Raw genomic sequence first — 16,302 nt, 5'->3', positions numbered from 1 at the left:
CTCACTTATGCTCAAATTGAGCATTGCGCCGACTAACGTAGGGCCCGGAATCGCGGTTGTCCAGATATGCTGGAGTTGAGCATAACAATTTCGCGGTGCAATGAACCGTCGCGTCGGACCGCGTGCGGTGCGGTCAGACCGGACGGCGGGCGGGGGTCAGGCGAAACCCCGGCGCCGGGCGCTCCAGCAGCACCTCGCGACGGAAGCGCACGAGGCGGGCCGGGCGGCCGGCGGTGCCGCTGGTGAGGTCGTCGGTCTCCTCCACGAGCCCCTGCTGCGCCACCAGCCTGCGGAAGTTCTGCTTGTGGAGTTCGGCGCCCGACAGGGCTTCCACCGTCCGCTGCAGCTGGAACAGGGTGAAGGTCGGGGGCATCAGTTCGAACACCACCGGGCGATACTTGATCTTGCCGCGCAGCCGCCCGATCGCCGTGGCGAGCACCCGGCGATGGTCGAAGGCCATGGGGTGGCCGGTGACGGCGGCCTCGGCGCAGGCGCCGTTCCCCGCCTGCCCCTGCGCCTCGGGGATCAGGCCCGCCTCGAACAGGAGCTCGTAGCGCTCCAGCACCCGCTCCTCGTTCCAGGCACCGCCGCAGAGGCCGAAGGTGAGGCCGAGCCGGTCCTCGCGCCGGCGCCGCAGCTTCGGGTCGGCGACCTCGCCGGCCCAGGCCATGAGGCGCGGCTCGATCGCGCCCAGCGACTCCGGGCGCCCCGCCCGCCAGTCCTCCCAGGGCAGGTAGCGATACCAGTTGCGCCAGGAGGCCTCGGCGAGGCCGGCCGGGCGCATCTCGCGCACCAGGGCGAGATAGGCCACGGAGAGCGAATGCAGCCCCGCCGGCTCGTCGCCCTGCCGGTCTCGGTCGCCGAACGTGTAGAGCTGCTCGACGTAGCCGAGGCGCTGGTGGGTCTGGCGCTCGACCCAGGCGCGCAGGCCCCGTTCCAGGGTCGGGTGCTCGGGCACGAGCGGCCCGAACGGCAGGCCGTCCTGGCGGCCGGGCGCCTGCCCGGGCACCTGCACGGTGAGCGCGCGCGGCTCCCCGTCGGTGGCGGCGACGATCACCGCCACCAGCCCCACGGCGGAGGGATGGGACAGGGCATCGCTCGTCCCGGTCCCGAGCGCGTGGTCGGGCGGGTCCTTGGCCGTCGTCAGGCTCGACATGATTCCCGCATCGCTACCGCACCGGTGGTCTTGGCATATTGCGGTCCGGGGTCAACGCGGCGATGTCGCGAGCGGTCGCGCGGGGTTGCCGGCGACGGTCGCTCCCGCCGCCACGTCCCGCGTCACCACGGCGCCGGCACCGACGATGGCGTGGTCGCCGATGCTGACGCCCGGCAGGACCAGGGCGCCGCCGCCGATCCAGACGTTGGTGCCGATGGTGATCGGCCGCGCGAACTCCAGGCCGGACTCGCGCGCGGCGGCCTCGCGCGGATGATCGGCGGTGAGGAGTTGCACGCCGGGGCCGATCTGGGTGCGGTCGCCGATGGTGACGGGCACGATATCGAGGATGACGCAGCCGAAGTTCAGGAAGGTGTCGGTGCCCAGCGTGATGTTGTAGCCGCAGTCGCAATGGAACGGCGGGCGCACCACCGCGCCGTCGCCGACGCCGGCGAAGATCTCGCGCAGGAGCGCGATGCGGTCGCGCGCAGGCATCGCCAGGGTGGCGTTGTAGCGGGCGAGCCACTCCATGCAGCGCCGGGAATCGGCTCTGATCTCGTCGTCGCCGGGGTGGTAGAGTTCGCCGGCCAGCATCCGCTGCTTCTGGGTCTTGTCCACGGGCATCTCCTCCAGGGTCCGGGCCGACCGTCGACATGGGGGCTTCGCGCGCGCCTCGCCACCGGAAGGGCGGCGGCGACGGGTTCCTGCGGGCCGGCCTTGGCCTTATGGAGGACGAAACGGACCGCGGGGAGACCGTCACGGTGATCGGACAGGGACAGGCGGCGGGGCCGGCCGTGCCGGTGGATCTGCGCCTCTACGGCATCCTCGACGTCGGCGTCTGCGGCGGCGACGGCGCCAGGCTCGCGGCCATGGCGGCACAGGCCGCGGCCGGCGGCGCGACGCTGATCCAGTACCGCGAAAAGGACATCGCAGACGCCAGGGCCGCGCTGGCGCGCATCCGGGCGATCCATGCGGCGCTGGCCAGCCGGCAGGTGCCCCTCCTCGTCAACGACCGGGTCGACCTCGCGCTGGCGGCCGGCGCCGAGGGCGTGCATCTGGGACAGGGCGACCTGCATCCGTCCGACGCCCGCCGCCTGCTGGGGCGCCACGCGATCATCGGGCTCACCCTCAAGACCGGGGGGCAGGCGGACGAACTCTACCGCCTGCCGGTGGACTACGGCTGCATCGGCGGGGTCTTCGCCACCGCGAGCAAGGACAACCCCGATCCGCCGGTGGGCCTCGACGGCTTCGGCCGGGTGGCGTTCCGGGCGCGGCTGGCCCGCGGCACCAACTTTCCCCTCGGCGCCATCGCCGGCATCGACGCCAGCAACTGCGCCGCGGTGATCGCGGCGGGCGCGGACGGCGTCGCGGTCATCTCGGCGCTGTTCACCGGCGATTCCGTCGAGGGCCGCGCCGCCGATCTGCGCCACAGGGTCGATTCGGCCCTCGCGGCACGGGGCGCGCGCACGTAAGCTCGCCGGCAACGGAACATCACCATCCGACGGGAAAGCCATGACACCGATCGCCGTCACCATTGCCGGGTCCGATTCCAGCGGCGGCGCCGGGATCCAGGCGGATCTCAAGACCTTCGCGGCCCTGCGCGTCTACGGCGCCAGCGTGATCACGGCGCTCACCGCCCAGAACACCCTCGGCGTCCAGGGCATCCACGACGTGCCGGCCGCCTTCGTGCTCGCCCAGATCGAGAGCGTGTTCTCCGATCTCGCGGTGACGGCGGTGAAGATCGGGATGCTGTCGCAGGTGGAGACCATCGTCGCGGTGGCCGAGGGGCTGGGACGGTACGCCGGTCGCATCCCCATCGTCCTCGACCCCGTCATGGTGGCCACCAGCGGCGACCGGCTCATCACCGACGAGGCGGTGGAGGCCCTGCGCCGGCACCTGCTGCCGATGGCCGAGATCGTGACCCCGAACCTGCCCGAGCTCGGGTGCCTCATCGGCGAGCCGGCCGCCGCCACCGAGAACGCCGCCGTGGCGCAGGGGCGCAAGCTCCTCGCCCTCGGCGCCCGCGCCGCGCTGGTCAAGGGCGGCCACGCCGAGGGGACCGAGAGCATCGACCACCTGATGGGGGCCGACGGCACCATGCGGCGCTTCTCGGCACCCCGCATCGCCACGCGCAACAGCCACGGCACCGGCTGCACCCTGTCCTCGGCCGTGGCGGCCGGCCTCGCGCGCGGCGTCCCCCTGGCGGAGGCGGTGGCCCAGGCCAAGCGCTACGTCACCGCCGCCATCGCCGCCTCCGATAGCCTGCCGGTGGGCAAGGGGCACGGGCCGATCCACCACTTCCACGCCCTCTGGCAATGACGGATGGGTCCAGGCCGGCGGTCCCGAAGCCCTCCTCCACCTTGCGCCGGACGCGAGAATCCGTTTGTAGTAGCGCACGATCGTCCGGTTAACGGAACGAGGCACGGGTTTGGCGAGATGCAGGACGAGGTGACGACGGAGCGGGGGCGTCCGCGCGAGGTGCTGACCGGGGCGCAGGTTCTGTCGGGCCAGCTCGGCAAGACGATCCAGCGCCTTCGCAAGGCCTACAACCTGTCGCTGTCGGAACTCGCCGAGCAGTCGGGTGTGGCGAAATCGATCATCAGCCAGATCGAGCGCAACGAGACCAACCCGACGCTGGCCACGATCTGGCGCCTCAGCCAGGCCCTCGACGTGTCGATCGAGCGGGTTCTCGCCACCAACGACGAAGAACCCTTCATCGAGAAGATCTCCCGGGCCGACACCCCGAACCTGGTCTCCGAGGACGGGCGGGTCCGCCTGTCGATCATCGGCTGGATCAAGACGGTGGAGTGGCTGCAGTGGTACGAGGTGACCGCCGAGCCCGGCGGCATCCTCGATTCCGACCCGCACCAGCGCGGATCGGTCGAATCGCTGACGGTGACGGAGGGCGTGTTCGAGGTCGACGTCGCCGGCACCCATCACCGCGCCCGCGCCGGCGAGACCCTGCGCTATCGCTGCGACCGGCCCCATACCCTGCGCTGCATCGGCGAGGGACCGTCGCGGGCGATCATGGTGGTGATCATGAAGGCGGCGGTGATGGAGTGACACGGTGTCCGCTTGAATCGAGCGGGAACCGTATCGCCGAGCCCGCGCGGCGCCCGAGCGAAGCCCATGTCCGCATCACGAAGTGATCAACCGGAAATGAGATCATCCGGCTCCGTCGCGCCACTCGTCAGTAGGTCGGCACCAGCCGCTCCTCGGTGAGCGGCACCCGCATGCGGAAGACGAGTCCGGTCGCGGCGTAGTCGATGCTGACCTCGGCGTTGCATTGCTGGGCCAGCACCCGCTGCAGCAGGATCGAGCCGAAGCCCTTTCGCGTGGGCGGCGTCACCGCCGGTCCGCCGGATTCGACCCAGGACAGGTCGAGGGTCCGCTTGGCATCGTCCTGGTGAAGCGTCCAGGTGATGTCGATGCGCCCGTCGGGCCTCGCCAGGGCGCCGTGCTTGGCGGCGTTGGTGGTCAGCTCGTGGATCGCCATGCCGGTGGGCACCGCCAGATCGGCGGCCAGTTCCACGGCCGGGCCGTCGAGCCGGATGCGGGCCCCGCCGGTGGAATTGTAGGGATCGAGCTCGTTGCGCAGCAGGTTCTCGAGGGGCGCGGTCTGCCAGTAGTCCTCGGTGAGGAGGTTGTGGGTCTTGCCCAGCGAGACGATCCGGTCCGAGAACGAGTGATAGAAGGTCTCGACGTCGCGCGTCGAGCGCGCGGTCGCACCGAGCAGCCCCTGCACGGTGGCCAGCGTGTTCTTCACGCGATGGTGCAGTTCGCGGATCAGCAACGCCTGGCGCTCGTGCGTGCGCTCGCGCTCCTGGAGGGCGGCCTCGACCTCGCGCTGGCGCCGCCGCGCCCGTAGCGCCGAGCGCACGGCATTGGCGAGCACCGCCGGATGGAACGGCCGCTCGAGCACGGTGACGTTGCCGAGAAGGTCGGTGAGGCGACGATCCGGCGTCGAGCCGCGCAGGCTGAGGAGAACGAAGGGGAAGTCCGACCAGGGCGGCTGCCGGTCCACCCATTCGGCGATGGCGCGGCGGTCCCACCGCAGCAGCGCCTCTTCGGTCACCACCGCGCAGGCGGCCCGATCGATCTCGGCGACGAGGTCGTCGAGGTTCGCCTTCACCTCGGAGGCGATGCCGACTTCGTCGAGGATGGCGGCGGCGACCTGCGCATCGCGGCCGGCGGGGGCGAGGACGAAGGCGAGGCGATCACGCTGGGGCATCGGTGTCCCGGTCCCGCAGCAGGGTGCCGCGTTCGCCCTCGAAGATGGGCACGCCGGTCAGGACGCCACGGAAGTCCGTGAGGGGCAGGCCGACCCTGATGCCGCCGGTGTCGATCTTGAACTCGCGGATGGCGTCCTCGTGCGGGCCGGTGCGCTTCTTGAGCACCGAGATCGCCCGCCGCACCCGTCCGGCCGCCTCGAAGAAGCGCAGCATCACCACGGTGTCGCTGACGTAGGTGAGGTCCACGGGCGAATCCGCGCGGCCGATCATGCCGTGCTGGGCCAGGATCAGGATGGTCACGACGCCGAGCTGGTTGAGGAAGGTCAGCATCTCGTGCATCTGGAGCACGAGGTAGGGCTGGTCCGGCATCGCGCTCATGTAGCCGGTGAGGCTGTCGATCAGGACGACCCCCACGCCGTCCTTCTCGACGGCGTCGCGCATCCGGCCGGCGAGCTCGCCCGGCGTGACGTCGGCGGGATCGACCTGTTCGATGCGCAGGAGGCCCGAGCGCAGGTAGGGCGCCAGGTCCATGCCGATGCCCGCCGCCCGCTGCAGCAGGATGCCGGCGGTCTCGTCGAAGCTGACGACGAAGGCGCGCTCGCCGCGCTTCAACGCCGCCAGGAGGTAGCACAGGGCCAGGGTCGACTTGCCGGCGCCCGACGGCCCGATGATGAGGGTGCTGGTGCCGCGATCCACCCCGCCCCCGAGGATGCCGTCGAGCTCCGGGATGCCGCTCTCGGCCGAGCCGGGGACGAAGGCGCGGTGGTGGTCGGCCGGGATCAGGCGGGGAAAGACCCGCACGCCGCCCTCCTGGATCAGGAAGTCGTGGTACCCGGCCTGATAGCGGGCGCCTCGCATCTTGATGACGTTGAGGCGCCGCCGCGAGGTGCCGTAGGCCGGCGTGATCTGCTCCAGGCGGATGACCGCGTGACTGATCGAATGCAGGTTGAGGTCGTCGTCGTCCGAGCTGAGGTCGTCGAGCATCAGGACGGTGGCGTTGTTCAGGAGGAAATAGCTCTTGAGCGCCAGCACCTGGCGCCGGTAGCGCAGCGACCCCTGTGACAGCAGCCGGATCTCCGACAGGCTGTCGAACACCACGCGAACCGGCTTGACGCGTTCGATCTCGGCGAGCGCCATCTGCACGGTCTCGCCGAGCTCCAAGTCCGAGGAATGGACGAGGCTCTGCTGCTTCTCCGAATCGAGGCTCAGCTCCGGCGGCACCAGCTCGTAGATGTCGATGCCGTCCAGCGACCAGCCGTGGCGCTCGGCCACCGACATCAGCTCGCGCCGGCTTTCCGACAGGGTGATGTAGAGGCCGCGCTCGCCGCGTGCGACACCGTCCATCAGGAACTGCATTCCGAGGGTGGTCTTGCCGCAGCCCGGCCGGCCTTCGATGAGATGGGCGCGTTGTCCGGCGTAGCCGCCGGACAGGACCTGATCGAGCCCGGGGACGCCGCTGGGAACGGGTGCGGCGTCGAAGGAGGGTGACGTCATCGGTGAACTCGGCACATCGCGAAGGCTCGGACAGCTGTAGGGAGGGGTCGACCCGCAAGCACAAGTGGAACGGCCGGAAAAGCCGCCACCCGGAGGGGTTCGTCCGCGGGTGTTGTCGGCATACAACCCTCGACGGGGCCGCCCGATCCATCACCCGGCATGCAAGCGTGTCCGCCTTCGTGCGAAAGCCCTCAGGCCCGGCCCATTTCCATCGCCGCCGCCGTGATCGCATCGGCGTGGAAGTGGTGCAGCATGTGCCCGGCCCCGGCGATGAGGTCGAAGCGCGCGCCCGGGATGAGACGCGATGCGTTCCAGCCGTGGATCAGGTTGCCGACGACGAGGTCGGCGTCGCCGCCCAGGATGTGCACGGGCACGCGGCACCGGCCGTAGGCCATGGCGAGGCGGGTGAGCGCCGGCCATAGGGCGGCGGCGTCCTCGCCGTTGGCGATCATCGGCGCGGGGCGGCGTGCCCAGGCGAAGGGGAACTCGGCGGCAAACCGCGGCGGCATCGCCTGGGGCAGGAACATCGTCCGCCACAGCATCGGCAGCATCGCCGTGTCGAAGGCGGCCCCGCCCGTGAAGGCGAGGGCGTCGCCGAGGACCGGGACCGCGCGCGGGCCGAACAGAAGCTGCTCGAGGCGCAGCTCGGGAAAGCAGATGGGCGCCAGCGCCACGACGCCGGCGATCTCGTCGGGAAAGCTCATGGCGTAGGACAGCGCCACCGCCCCGCCGAAGGAATGGCCGACGATCACCGGCCGGTGAAGACCCAGCGCCCGCAGCGCCTCGCGGACGATCGCGGCCTGGGCCCAGGGCGAGCCGTCGCGGAAGCGGATGCGGTCGCTGGCGCCGTGGCCGGGCCGGTCGACGGCGATGACGCGGAAGTGCCGGCTCAGGGCCGTCATCGGGCCGAGCCACATGTCGTCCAGGGTGGTGAGAGCGCCGTGGATCAGGACGAGGTCGGGACCCGAGCCCGCCTCGACGTAGGCGATCCCGCGTCCGCCGGAGGACCGCAGGATGCGGCGATCGAGGGAGACGGTACGGCCCCGGCGTTCGGAAAGGGCCACGACGGTGTCGTCGCGCCCCGATGTCCTGTCCACAGCCTGCTCCATGTCAGCCCTTCGTCCCGCTCGAACCGGATCGCAATCCCCCGCCCCTCCCGCTCAGGACCGCCGCCCCGTCGCGGGCCGCCCCGACCGCGTGGCGAGCAGCGCCACCACCGCCAGCACCCCAGCGAGGCCGAGCGCCGGCACCAGGTTCCGCTCGACGCGGGTATAGGCGCTCGTGCGCATGACGTAACCGGGGTGGTCGCCCCGCGCCCGGCCGTCGGTGCCCGCGGCATGCAGGGATCCCGCCGGATCGCGCGGCGCCTCCTTGCGCCGCTGCAGGGCGCTCACGGCCGGCGACAGCGCGTCGTAGGCGCCCGGCGCGAAGGTCTTGAAGCTCGCCAACGCCTTGGCCGCACCGCCGACGAAGACGTCCCGCCGCGGATGGACCGCGGCATGCAGGATCGCCTCGGCCACCTCCTCGGGGGGATAGACCGGCGGCGGGAGCTTCGGCTCGCGGTCCATGTAGTTGCGGGCGTGCTGGGGCAGGGGGGTATCGATCGAGGCCGGCTTGATCAGGGTGACGGAGATCGGAGCGCCGTCCTCGAGGAGCTCCATCCGCAGGCTGTCGGTGAAGCCCTTCACGGCGTGCTTGCTGGCGCCGTACATCCCCTGCAGCGGGAAGGCGAGGTCCGAGCCGAGGCTCCCGACGTTGATGAGGGCGCCGCCGGCCTTCCTCAGGTGCTCCACCGCGATCAGGGAGCCCAGCACCGTTCCCCACAGGTTGGTCCGGAGCAGGCGCTCGTGGTCGGCGTCGCTCACCTGCCAGAGCCGGCCGTAGATCGTCAGGCCCGCGTTGTTCACCCAGGTGTCGATCCGGCCGTAGGCCTCGATGGCGCATTCGGCGACCACCTCGACCTCCTCGCGGACCCCGACGTCGGCCGGCACCGCGATCGCCTGGCCGCCGGCGTCGAGGATCTCGTTGCGCAGGATGTCGAGGGCCTCGGCGTTGCGGGCGACCAGCACCACCCGCGCGCCGCGCGCGGCCGCCAGCCGTGCGGTGACGAGGCCGATGCCGCTCGAGGCGCCGGTGATGACGATCACCTGATCGCACAATGGCTTGAGAGCATTCATGGTGGGGCGCTCGGTGTTGAGGTCGGGACCATACTCCATGCCAACTCGCGATCGTACCGCTTGTTCGGTGCACCACGACCGCCGGGCGGGCCGCAGGCGTCGGAGATGCGCAACGACAGGTGGATCGGCCTTTGCAGTTGGGATGTCGCGGCCTTATCAGGGCCGGCCCCTCGCCGAGCCGACACCGGAGCCACCCTGCGGATGCGCGACCCGAACGCGATCGATTTCTGGCGCGGCCTGGCCCTGGTGACGATCTTCATCAACCACATCCCCGGCAACACCTTCGAGCGGTACACCTACTCGCAGTACGGCATCTCGGACGCGGCCGAGCTGTTCGTGTTCCTGGCCGGCTGGTCGATCGGGATCGCCACCCACGGCAAGGACGGCACGCCCGAACCGGCCCTCACCAGCGTACTGCGGCTGCTGTCGCGCACGGTGGAGGTGTACCGAGCCCAGATCACCACGATGGCATTGGCGCTGGCGATGATCGCCGGCACGGCGCTGGCCCTCGACAACCCCCTCATCCTCGAGTGGCACAATGCGGGCGGCTTCTTCGCCGACCCGATCCAGACCATGGTCGGGTTCGTGCTGCTCACCCATCAGCTCGGGTTCTTCAACATCCTGCCGCTCTACGTGGTGCTGATCGGGGTCGCCCCGGCCTTCGTGCTCCTGGCGCGCCGGAGCCGCGCCCTGGCGCTCGCCCTCTCGATGGCCGTCTACGGCGCCAGCCTCGTGTTCGAATGGAACCTGCCCGCGTGGCCGGGGGAGGGGGACTGGTTCTTCAACCCCCTGTGCTGGCAGCTGCTCCTGGTGCTCGGCATCGTCATGCAGGGCTGGCACCGGGAGCACGCCTGGCTGCGGCTGTGGACGGCGCGGCTGGTGCCGCTCGGCGTCGTCATCGTCGCGGCCGGCATCGTGCTCTCGGTCTGGGAGATCCGGCCCGATCCTCTGCTGGTGCCGGACCCGCGCCTGCTGTTCACCTTCGACAAGACCTACCTGTCGCCGGCCCGCCTCGTCCACTTCGTGGGCGTGCTGCTGGCCTTCCAGGCCGTCTACCGCCTCGTCGCCCCGCGGATCGGCCCGGTGGCGCGCTATCTCGCAGGATTGGGCCGGAATTCGCTGGCGGTCTTCTCCATCGGGTCCCTCCTCAGCCTCGGGGCCCAATTCGTCAGATTCCAGACCGGCGGCGGTGTATTCGTCGACTGTGTCGTCGTAGGATCGGGATTGATCGCTCTGGGTGTCACAGCATGGTTCGTCGAATGGCGCTCCCGAAGGCCACGGCCCTCGTCCTCGGCCTCACGCTAGGGCTCGTCGCCCCCTCGGCGCGCGCCCAGGCGACCCCGCAATCGCCGGCTACCCAAGCACCGGCCATGCCAGCGGCGCCTGTCATGCAAGCGCCCGCCATGCAAGCGCCGGCCATGCAGGCGCCGCCGGCGATGGTCGTGTCCCCGCCGCGCTCGACCGCGACCGCGGAGGGGGGCGAGGCCCTCGACGCCACCCTGTCGCCCGAGTGCAGGGTGCCCGGCTCGCGGCTCTACACCCTCAATCGGCTCGCCGCGGTCAAGGCGGCGCTGAAGGAAAAGCGCCCGGTGCGCGTCCTGGCCATCGGCGCACCGGCCGCCAGCGCGGGCGCCTCCACCTCCTATCCCGTCAAGCTCGAATCGGCCCTGGAGCGGTCGATCCCCAACGTCGACGTCGAGATCGAGAGCCGCGGCCTGTCCGGCGAGGTCGCCTCCGGCGCCGCCGAACGATTGCGGACCATGGTCGCGGAATCGGAGCCCGATCTGGTGATCTGGCAGGTGGGCACCCACGACGCGCTCGCCCGCGTCGATGTCGGCGATTTCGCCAACGCCCTGCGCGAGGCGGTGCAATGGGTCAAATCCCACGAGATCGACATCGTGCTGGTCGACCCGCTCTATACGGCGAGCCTGGCCGAGGACGCTTATTACACGAGCATCGTCAAGGCGGTGAAGGACGTGGCCGCGAGCGAGGGCGTGCCGTTGGTGCAGCGCTACGAGGCGATGCGCTACCTCGCCGGCAGCGGCGACAAGGGCGAGGGTCATCTGCTGGGCAAGCAGTTCCGCCTCAACGACCTCGGCCTGCGCTGCATGGCCGAGCACGTGACCCGCGCGATCTCGCTGTCGCTACTCCAGCCCGATCTCGCCACCGTCACCGGCACCGCCGTGACGCCGCCCAAGGACGGCCCGAGGGCGGCGGCCCCCGGCCCTGCCGGCAGCGGCCAGTGACGGTTTACCGGACCGAAACGCGGGAGCCTTAGGCTTCCCGCCCGGGAGGCCGGTCTCGAGGGGAGCATCGGCGTCCGAGGGCGGGCGGCCGGAGGCTCCGTGACGGTTCCGGCGGCGACGCGATCCATCCCGGCCGATGCCTTCGTCGGCATCCGGCGCTCCGGCCCGGCGTCCGTGCCGGCCGGCCGGTCGGTGGGCACCGCCTCCCGCGCGGCGGCGACCGTGTTCGGCATCCGGATCGCGGCCGCCGGCTTCGCCTACGGCGCCCAGGTCCTGATGGCGCGCCTGCTCGGTGCTGCCGAATTCGGCATCGTCGCGGCGGTCTCGGTCTGGATCGCCATCCTGGGCCATGCCGCGAGCCTGGGGTTTTCGCAGGGCGCCTGCCGCTTCCTCCCGATCCATCGGGCGAACGGCGACCTCGACGCGGTGCGCGGGTTCCTGCGCGCCGGTACATGCCTTTCGCTGACCGGCGGCATCGCGCTCGCCGGGTTCGGCCTCGGCCTCGTCTGGATCGAGGGTTCCCTGCCCGGCGGGCCCTTCGCGGGGCCGATCCTAGTGGCGGCCCTGATCCTGCCCCTGTTCGCCCTGCAGGATTACTGCGAGGGCCTCGCGCGCAGCCAGAACCGGGCGGTGCTCGCCATCGCCCCGCCCTACCTCCTGCGCCAGGGCGTCATGATGGCAGCGCTCCTGGCCGCGATCGGCCTCGGCCTGCCGCCGGAAGCCGCGACCGCGCTCGCCTGCCTGCTCGTCGCCACCGCCGTCGCCCTGTCGGTCCAGGCCCTGGCCCTGCGCCGGCTCCTCGGCCGGTCGATCCCGAACGGGCCCCGCCGCTACGCGTGGCGGACGTGGCTCGGCGCCTGCGTTCCGATCGCGGCCGGAGACCTCGCCGGCGCCGGCCTCGGCGTCGCCGACGTCGTCGTCCTGAGCCTCGTGGCATCGCCCCAGACGGTGGGCCTGTATTTCGCCGCCACCCGCATCCAGCAGTTCGTCGCCTTCGTGGCCTATGCCGCCACCGCCGCCACCGCGCATCGCTTCGCCGCCCTGGCCGCCACCGGCGAGCGCGGGGCCCTCCAGGACCTCGTGCGGCATCAGGCCCGGCTCACCGCCCTGGGCACCGCCCTCGTCGGCAGCGGGCTCCTCGCCGTGGCGCCCTGGCTCCTCGACCTGTTCGGGCCCGGGTTTCGCGACGGTCTTCCCATCCTGGCGATCCTCGTGGGGGGTAGCCTCGGTGCCAGCCTGTTCGGGCCGGGCGAACACATCCTGGCGATGCTCGGGGGCGAGCGTCTGGCGGCCGGCATCACCCTGTCGGCGCTGGTCCTGGCCGCGCTCCTGACCGGGCTCCTGTTCGCCTGGATCGGCGTGACCGGTGCCGCCACGGCCATGGCGCTCGCCGTGAACGCGCGGGCGCTGGCCATGGCGATCGCCGCGAATGCCCTGCACGGCATCGCCACGCCCGTGCTGGCCCTGCCGGGCTCGTCGCGCCGCTGATCGCCCCCTCGGCAGCGGCCCCTCGCCTGTGCTAACCCACCGCCTCGGCACGTCAGACAGGACATCCCCGCCGCATGCCCAGACTCCTTCCCCGCTTCCTCTCCCTCATCGCCGGAGCCTCGTTGATCGCCATGACCGCATCCGCCTCAGCCGAGTACGTGACGACCCCGTCGGGCCTGAAATACCAGGACGAGGTGGTGGGCACCGGCCCCGAGCCCAAGGCCGGCCAGAAGGTCAACGTCCACTACACCGGCTGGCTCGACGAAGGCGGCAAGCCGGGCAAGAAATTCGATTCCTCCGTCGATCGCGGCCAGCCCTTCAGCTTCACGCTGGGCGCCGGCCAGGTCATCGCCGGCTGGGATACGGGCGTCGCCACCATGAAGGTCGGCGGCAAGCGCCGCCTCGTGATCCCGCCGGACCAGGGCTACGGCTCGCGCGGCGCCGGTGGCGTCATCCCGCCCGGCGCCACCCTGATCTTCGACGTGGAACTGCTCGGCGTCCGCTGACGCTCCCGTCGGGCGGCCGGGGAACCGGTCGCCCGCATCCGATCTGCCCGAATATTGCCTGTGCCGCAGACGCGCGAGACCGAGCCCTCGTGCCCGTGGAACCCGCGATGCCGCAGCGCGACCTGACCCTCACCGCCGAACTGATCGCCGCCGCCCATCCCCGGCGGCCGGCCGACGATACCGCCGCGATGCCGCTCATGACCGACGCGGACGTCGAGGCCGCCCTCCACAGCGAACTCGATGCACGCCCGGCCCCGGCCGGCGGGGGGCCGTGGGTGTTCGGCTACGGCTCGCTGATCTGGCAGCCGGAATTCGCGATCGCGGAGCAGCGCCTGGGCCGCGTGCGCGGCTGGCACCGGCGCTTCTGCCTGCTGCAGCGACGCTTTCGCGGCTCGACCGATCACCCCGGCCTCGTCCTGGCGCTGGTGGCCGGCGGCGTCTGCGACGGTGTCGCCTTCCGCCTGCCCGCGGGCGACTGGCGGGAGGTGCTGATGCCTGTGTGGCGCCGCGAGATGCGCGGCAACGGCTACCGCGCCCGCTGGGTGCCCGTGGCCACGCGCGAGGGCGTGGTCGAGGCCCTGACCTTCGTGGCGAACCCGGCCTGCGACCGCTACACCGGCCGCCTCGGCGAGGCCGAGATCGCCGACCTCATCGCCCGGGCCGACGGCGGCCTCGGCCCCAGCGCCGAATACCTGCGCCGCACCGCGCTGGCCTGTGCCGAACTCGGCATTCGCGACCGCCACCTGTGGTCGCTCCAGGCCCTGGTCGCCGAGCGGCTGCAGGCCGCTCCGCTCATCGCTCGGTCAGCTTGAGCTCGATCCGGCGGTTGCGGCCGTAGGCCTCCTCGGTGGTGCCGGCCTCCAGGGGCTGGAACTCGCCGAAGGCCGCCGCCAGGAGGCGCTGGGGCGGGATGCCCTTGCCCGCCATGTATTGCACCACCGCGATGGCGCGGGCGGCCGAGAGCGCCCAGTTCGAGGGGAACTGCGAACTGGCGATCGGGCGCGCGTCGGTGTGGCCGTCGATGCGCAGCACCCAGGGGATGTCGGCGGGGATCTGCCGGGCGAGGTCGATGATCGCCGTGGCGATGCGGTCGAGTTCGGGGCCGGCCTCCGCCTTCAGGCTCGCCGAACCGACGGGGAACAGCACCTCCGATTGCAGCACGAAGCGGTCGCCGACGATGCGGATGTCGGGGCGGTTGCCGAGGATCTGGCGCAGGCGCCCGAAGAAGTCGGAGCGGTAGCGCGCCAGTTCCTGCACCCGCTGCGCCAGGGCGACGTTGAGGCGGCTGCCGAGGTCGGCGATGCGGGCCTGGCTCTCCTTGTCGCGGTTCTCGGAGGCCGAGAGCGCGTCCTCGAGGGCGGCGAGCTGGCGGCGCATGGCGGCGATCTGCTCGTTGAGGAGGTCGACCTGCGACAGGGCGCGGTTGGTGTTGGCCCGCTCCACCGCGATCTGCTTGTCGCGCTCTTCGACGCGCGAACCGCTGCCCTGCGCCCCCTCGGCCAGGACCTGGAGCCGGTCGCGGTCGGCCTCGGTCGCCGTGAGCGTGCTGCGCAGGTTGGCGGCGCTCTCCTCCTGCGCCCGCTTGTTGGAGCGTTCGAGGGCCAGCAGGTCCGTGAGGTCGGCGATCTGGCGGGTGAGGCGGTTGAGGACCGTGTCGCGGCCGGTGATCTCCTGGGACAGGAAGAACTGCCCCACCACGAAGATCGTCAGCAGGAAGACCACCGCCAGCAGCAGCGTGGCCAGGGCGTCGACATAGCCCGGCCAGACGTTGAGGCTCCGGTCGCGCCGCGTGCGCAGCGAGGCCATCAGGCCCGCTCGCGGCCGAGGCGGTCCAGCGCCTGCTTCAGCTCGCGCTCGCGGCTGGCCTGGGCCTCGACCCAGTCGCGGATCATCTGCTGCTCGGCGCGCATGTGCTGGACGAGGCCCTGGATGCCCTCGGCGAGGTTGGTCATCGCCTGGGTCGCGACCCGGCCGTTGGCGCCCTCGGCGACCACGGTGGTCAGGCGCTCCACCGCCTCCGTCAGCTCCTTGGCCGAGGCCGGCACGGCGGGGAGCGCCGTGGCGGCCTCCTGCGTCTCGCCCGAGGTCAGCCAGTCCTCGAGGTCGTTGTGGAAGCGGGCGTGGGCCTGGCCGGCCTGCAGGTCGAGGAAGCCGATGACGAGGGAGCTGGCCAGACCGAACAGCGATGCCGAAAAGGCCAGGCCGATGCCGCTGAGGGGAACGGCCAGGCCGTTCTTCAGTTCGTCGAACATCGCGCCGGCCTCGCCGCCGCCGCGCATGGTGCGGATCACCGAGCCGACCGCGCTCAGGGTGTCGATGAGGCCCCAAAAGGTGCCGAGCAGGCCGAGCAGGATGAGGAGGCCGGCGACGTAGCGCAGGATCTCGCGACCCTCGTCGAGGCGGGCGGCGGTGCTGTCGAGGAAGGCGCGGGTGGCCGGCAGGCTGCGCCCCTCGCGCCGCGCCGCGATCGCCGGTGCCAGCGGCGCCAGGAGCGCGGGCCCCTTGGCCGGCTCCTGCCCCATCGCCATCGCATTGACGTAGGCCGTCTCGCGGTTGAGGCGCAGCACCTGCCCGAAGGCGAGCAGGACCGCCAGCAGCAGCACGCCGAGGATCAGCCCGTTGAGGCCGGGATTGGCGAGGAAGGCCGGCGTGATCTGCTTGAACAGGACGAAGGCGAGGAACCCGACCAGGGTCAGGAAGACCAGCATCCGGATCAGGTAGATGCCCGGCTTGACCAGCGGTGCGTCGGGATTCGCGGGAGGGGTCGCCATGGGCTGATGGGAAACTCTTCGACGCTGACTTGCTAGCGTTCACGACACGTCGAGACGCGCGCGCATCGCGGCGGGACCGAGCGCACACTGGCCGCAGGTCTGGCCACGATCAAGTCGTCGGGGGCCTCGAAATGACGGCCGCGCCAGCTTTGCACGCAATTGATGGCAAGACGACTGATGGCAAGACGACCTCGCCGACCTCCATCACGAACACAGACACGAGACGCGTGGCTGG

At 71.5% G+C, this 16,302-nt stretch carries 16 protein-coding genes; 8 read left to right on the top strand and 8 right to left on the bottom strand.

What is annotated here, in order from left to right:
* Window positions 1-133: 133 nt before the first annotated feature.
* Both ASG40_RS04555 and ASG40_RS04550 read right to left on the bottom strand, forming a co-directional pair.
* On the bottom strand, window positions 134-1,156 hold the full coding sequence (locus ASG40_RS04555) for an NUDIX hydrolase (RefSeq protein ID WP_082523902.1): 1,023 nt from the start codon (window positions 1,154-1,156) through the stop codon (window positions 134-136).
* A 51-nt stretch (window positions 1,157-1,207) separates the two neighbouring features.
* A complete protein-coding gene (locus ASG40_RS04550; RefSeq protein ID WP_443136583.1) occupies window positions 1,208-1,747 on the bottom strand; it encodes a sugar O-acetyltransferase in 540 nt (179 codons plus the stop codon).
* A 131-nt stretch (window positions 1,748-1,878) separates the two neighbouring features.
* Between ASG40_RS04550 and thiE the strand changes: the two genes are divergently transcribed.
* From thiE to ASG40_RS04535, 3 genes are all read left to right on the top strand, one after another.
* Window positions 1,879-2,625 carry a thiamine phosphate synthase gene (thiE, locus tag ASG40_RS04545; RefSeq protein ID WP_082494439.1) on the top strand — a complete coding sequence of 249 codons (747 nt, stop codon included), beginning with the start codon at window positions 1,879-1,881 and terminating at the stop codon, window positions 2,623-2,625.
* 40 nt (window positions 2,626-2,665) lie between these two features.
* Window positions 2,666-3,472: a bifunctional hydroxymethylpyrimidine kinase/phosphomethylpyrimidine kinase gene (gene thiD, locus ASG40_RS04540; protein ID WP_055881424.1), complete on the top strand. Its 807-nt coding sequence runs from the start codon at window positions 2,666-2,668 to the stop codon at window positions 3,470-3,472.
* A gap of 117 nt (window positions 3,473-3,589) precedes the next feature.
* Window positions 3,590-4,216, top strand: coding sequence for a helix-turn-helix domain-containing protein (locus ASG40_RS04535; protein WP_055881422.1), 627 nt, complete (start codon window positions 3,590-3,592; stop codon window positions 4,214-4,216).
* Window positions 4,217-4,343: 127 nt separating this feature from the next.
* On the opposite strand, the gene ASG40_RS04530 is transcribed toward ASG40_RS04535, so the two are convergent.
* The 4 genes from ASG40_RS04530 to ASG40_RS04515 all read right to left on the bottom strand — a co-directional run bounded on the left by ASG40_RS04530 (window position 4,344) and on the right by ASG40_RS04515 (window position 9,095).
* Window positions 4,344-5,384, bottom strand: a complete 1,041-nt coding sequence (locus ASG40_RS04530) for a sensor histidine kinase (RefSeq protein WP_055881419.1) — start codon at window positions 5,382-5,384, stop codon at window positions 4,344-4,346.
* The gene (locus ASG40_RS04525; RefSeq protein WP_055881414.1) at window positions 5,371-6,879 is read right to left on the bottom strand and encodes an ATPase domain-containing protein; all 1,509 of its coding nucleotides are present in this window, start codon (window positions 6,877-6,879) and stop codon (window positions 5,371-5,373) included. The genes ASG40_RS04530 and ASG40_RS04525 overlap by 14 nt, the downstream gene beginning before the upstream one ends.
* 191 nt (window positions 6,880-7,070) lie before the next feature.
* Window positions 7,071-7,988: an alpha/beta fold hydrolase gene (locus ASG40_RS04520; RefSeq protein ID WP_055881411.1), complete on the bottom strand. Its 918-nt coding sequence runs from the start codon at window positions 7,986-7,988 to the stop codon at window positions 7,071-7,073.
* A gap of 51 nt (window positions 7,989-8,039) precedes the next feature.
* Window positions 8,040-9,095, bottom strand: coding sequence for an SDR family oxidoreductase (locus tag ASG40_RS04515; protein ID WP_244480529.1), 1,056 nt, complete (start codon window positions 9,093-9,095; stop codon window positions 8,040-8,042).
* Between the two features lie 162 nt (window positions 9,096-9,257).
* On the opposite strand from ASG40_RS04515, the gene ASG40_RS04510 reads away from it, so the two are divergent.
* The 5 genes from ASG40_RS04510 to ASG40_RS04490 all read left to right on the top strand — a co-directional run bounded on the left by ASG40_RS04510 (window position 9,258) and on the right by ASG40_RS04490 (window position 14,108).
* A complete protein-coding gene (locus ASG40_RS04510) occupies window positions 9,258-10,361 on the top strand; it encodes an OpgC family protein (protein WP_055881409.1) in 1,104 nt (367 codons plus the stop codon).
* 131 nt (window positions 10,362-10,492) lie between these two features.
* Window positions 10,493-11,302 (top strand): GDSL-type esterase/lipase family protein, encoded by an 810-nt coding sequence (locus ASG40_RS04505; RefSeq protein WP_082523909.1) that lies wholly within the window; start codon window positions 10,493-10,495, stop codon window positions 11,300-11,302.
* Window positions 11,303-11,452: 150 nt separating this feature from the next.
* Window positions 11,453-12,790 carry a lipopolysaccharide biosynthesis protein gene (locus ASG40_RS04500; protein WP_055881771.1) on the top strand — a complete coding sequence of 446 codons (1,338 nt, stop codon included), beginning with the start codon at window positions 11,453-11,455 and terminating at the stop codon, window positions 12,788-12,790.
* 74 nt (window positions 12,791-12,864) lie between these two features.
* Window positions 12,865-13,296, top strand: a complete 432-nt coding sequence (locus ASG40_RS04495; RefSeq protein WP_055881406.1) for an FKBP-type peptidyl-prolyl cis-trans isomerase — start codon at window positions 12,865-12,867, stop codon at window positions 13,294-13,296.
* A 107-nt stretch (window positions 13,297-13,403) separates the two neighbouring features.
* Window positions 13,404-14,108, top strand: a complete 705-nt coding sequence (locus ASG40_RS04490; protein WP_055881402.1) for a gamma-glutamylcyclotransferase — start codon at window positions 13,404-13,406, stop codon at window positions 14,106-14,108.
* Here ASG40_RS04490 and ASG40_RS04485 read toward each other — a convergent pair.
* Entirely contained in the window at window positions 14,089-15,102 is a 1,014-nt protein-coding gene (locus tag ASG40_RS04485) for a peptidoglycan -binding protein (RefSeq protein ID WP_055881399.1), read from the bottom strand. The genes ASG40_RS04490 and ASG40_RS04485 overlap by 20 nt on opposite strands.
* The gene (locus tag ASG40_RS04480) at window positions 15,102-16,067 is read right to left on the bottom strand and encodes a MotA/TolQ/ExbB proton channel family protein (RefSeq protein ID WP_055881396.1); all 966 of its coding nucleotides are present in this window, start codon (window positions 16,065-16,067) and stop codon (window positions 15,102-15,104) included. The genes ASG40_RS04485 and ASG40_RS04480 overlap by 1 nt, the downstream gene beginning before the upstream one ends.
* Window positions 16,068-16,302 lie beyond the last annotated feature (235 nt).

Source organism: Methylobacterium sp. Leaf399 (genome assembly GCF_001424525.1).
GTDB lineage: Bacteria > Pseudomonadota > Alphaproteobacteria > Rhizobiales > Beijerinckiaceae > Methylobacterium.
This window is presented reverse-complemented; position numbering and strand designations above follow the sequence as displayed.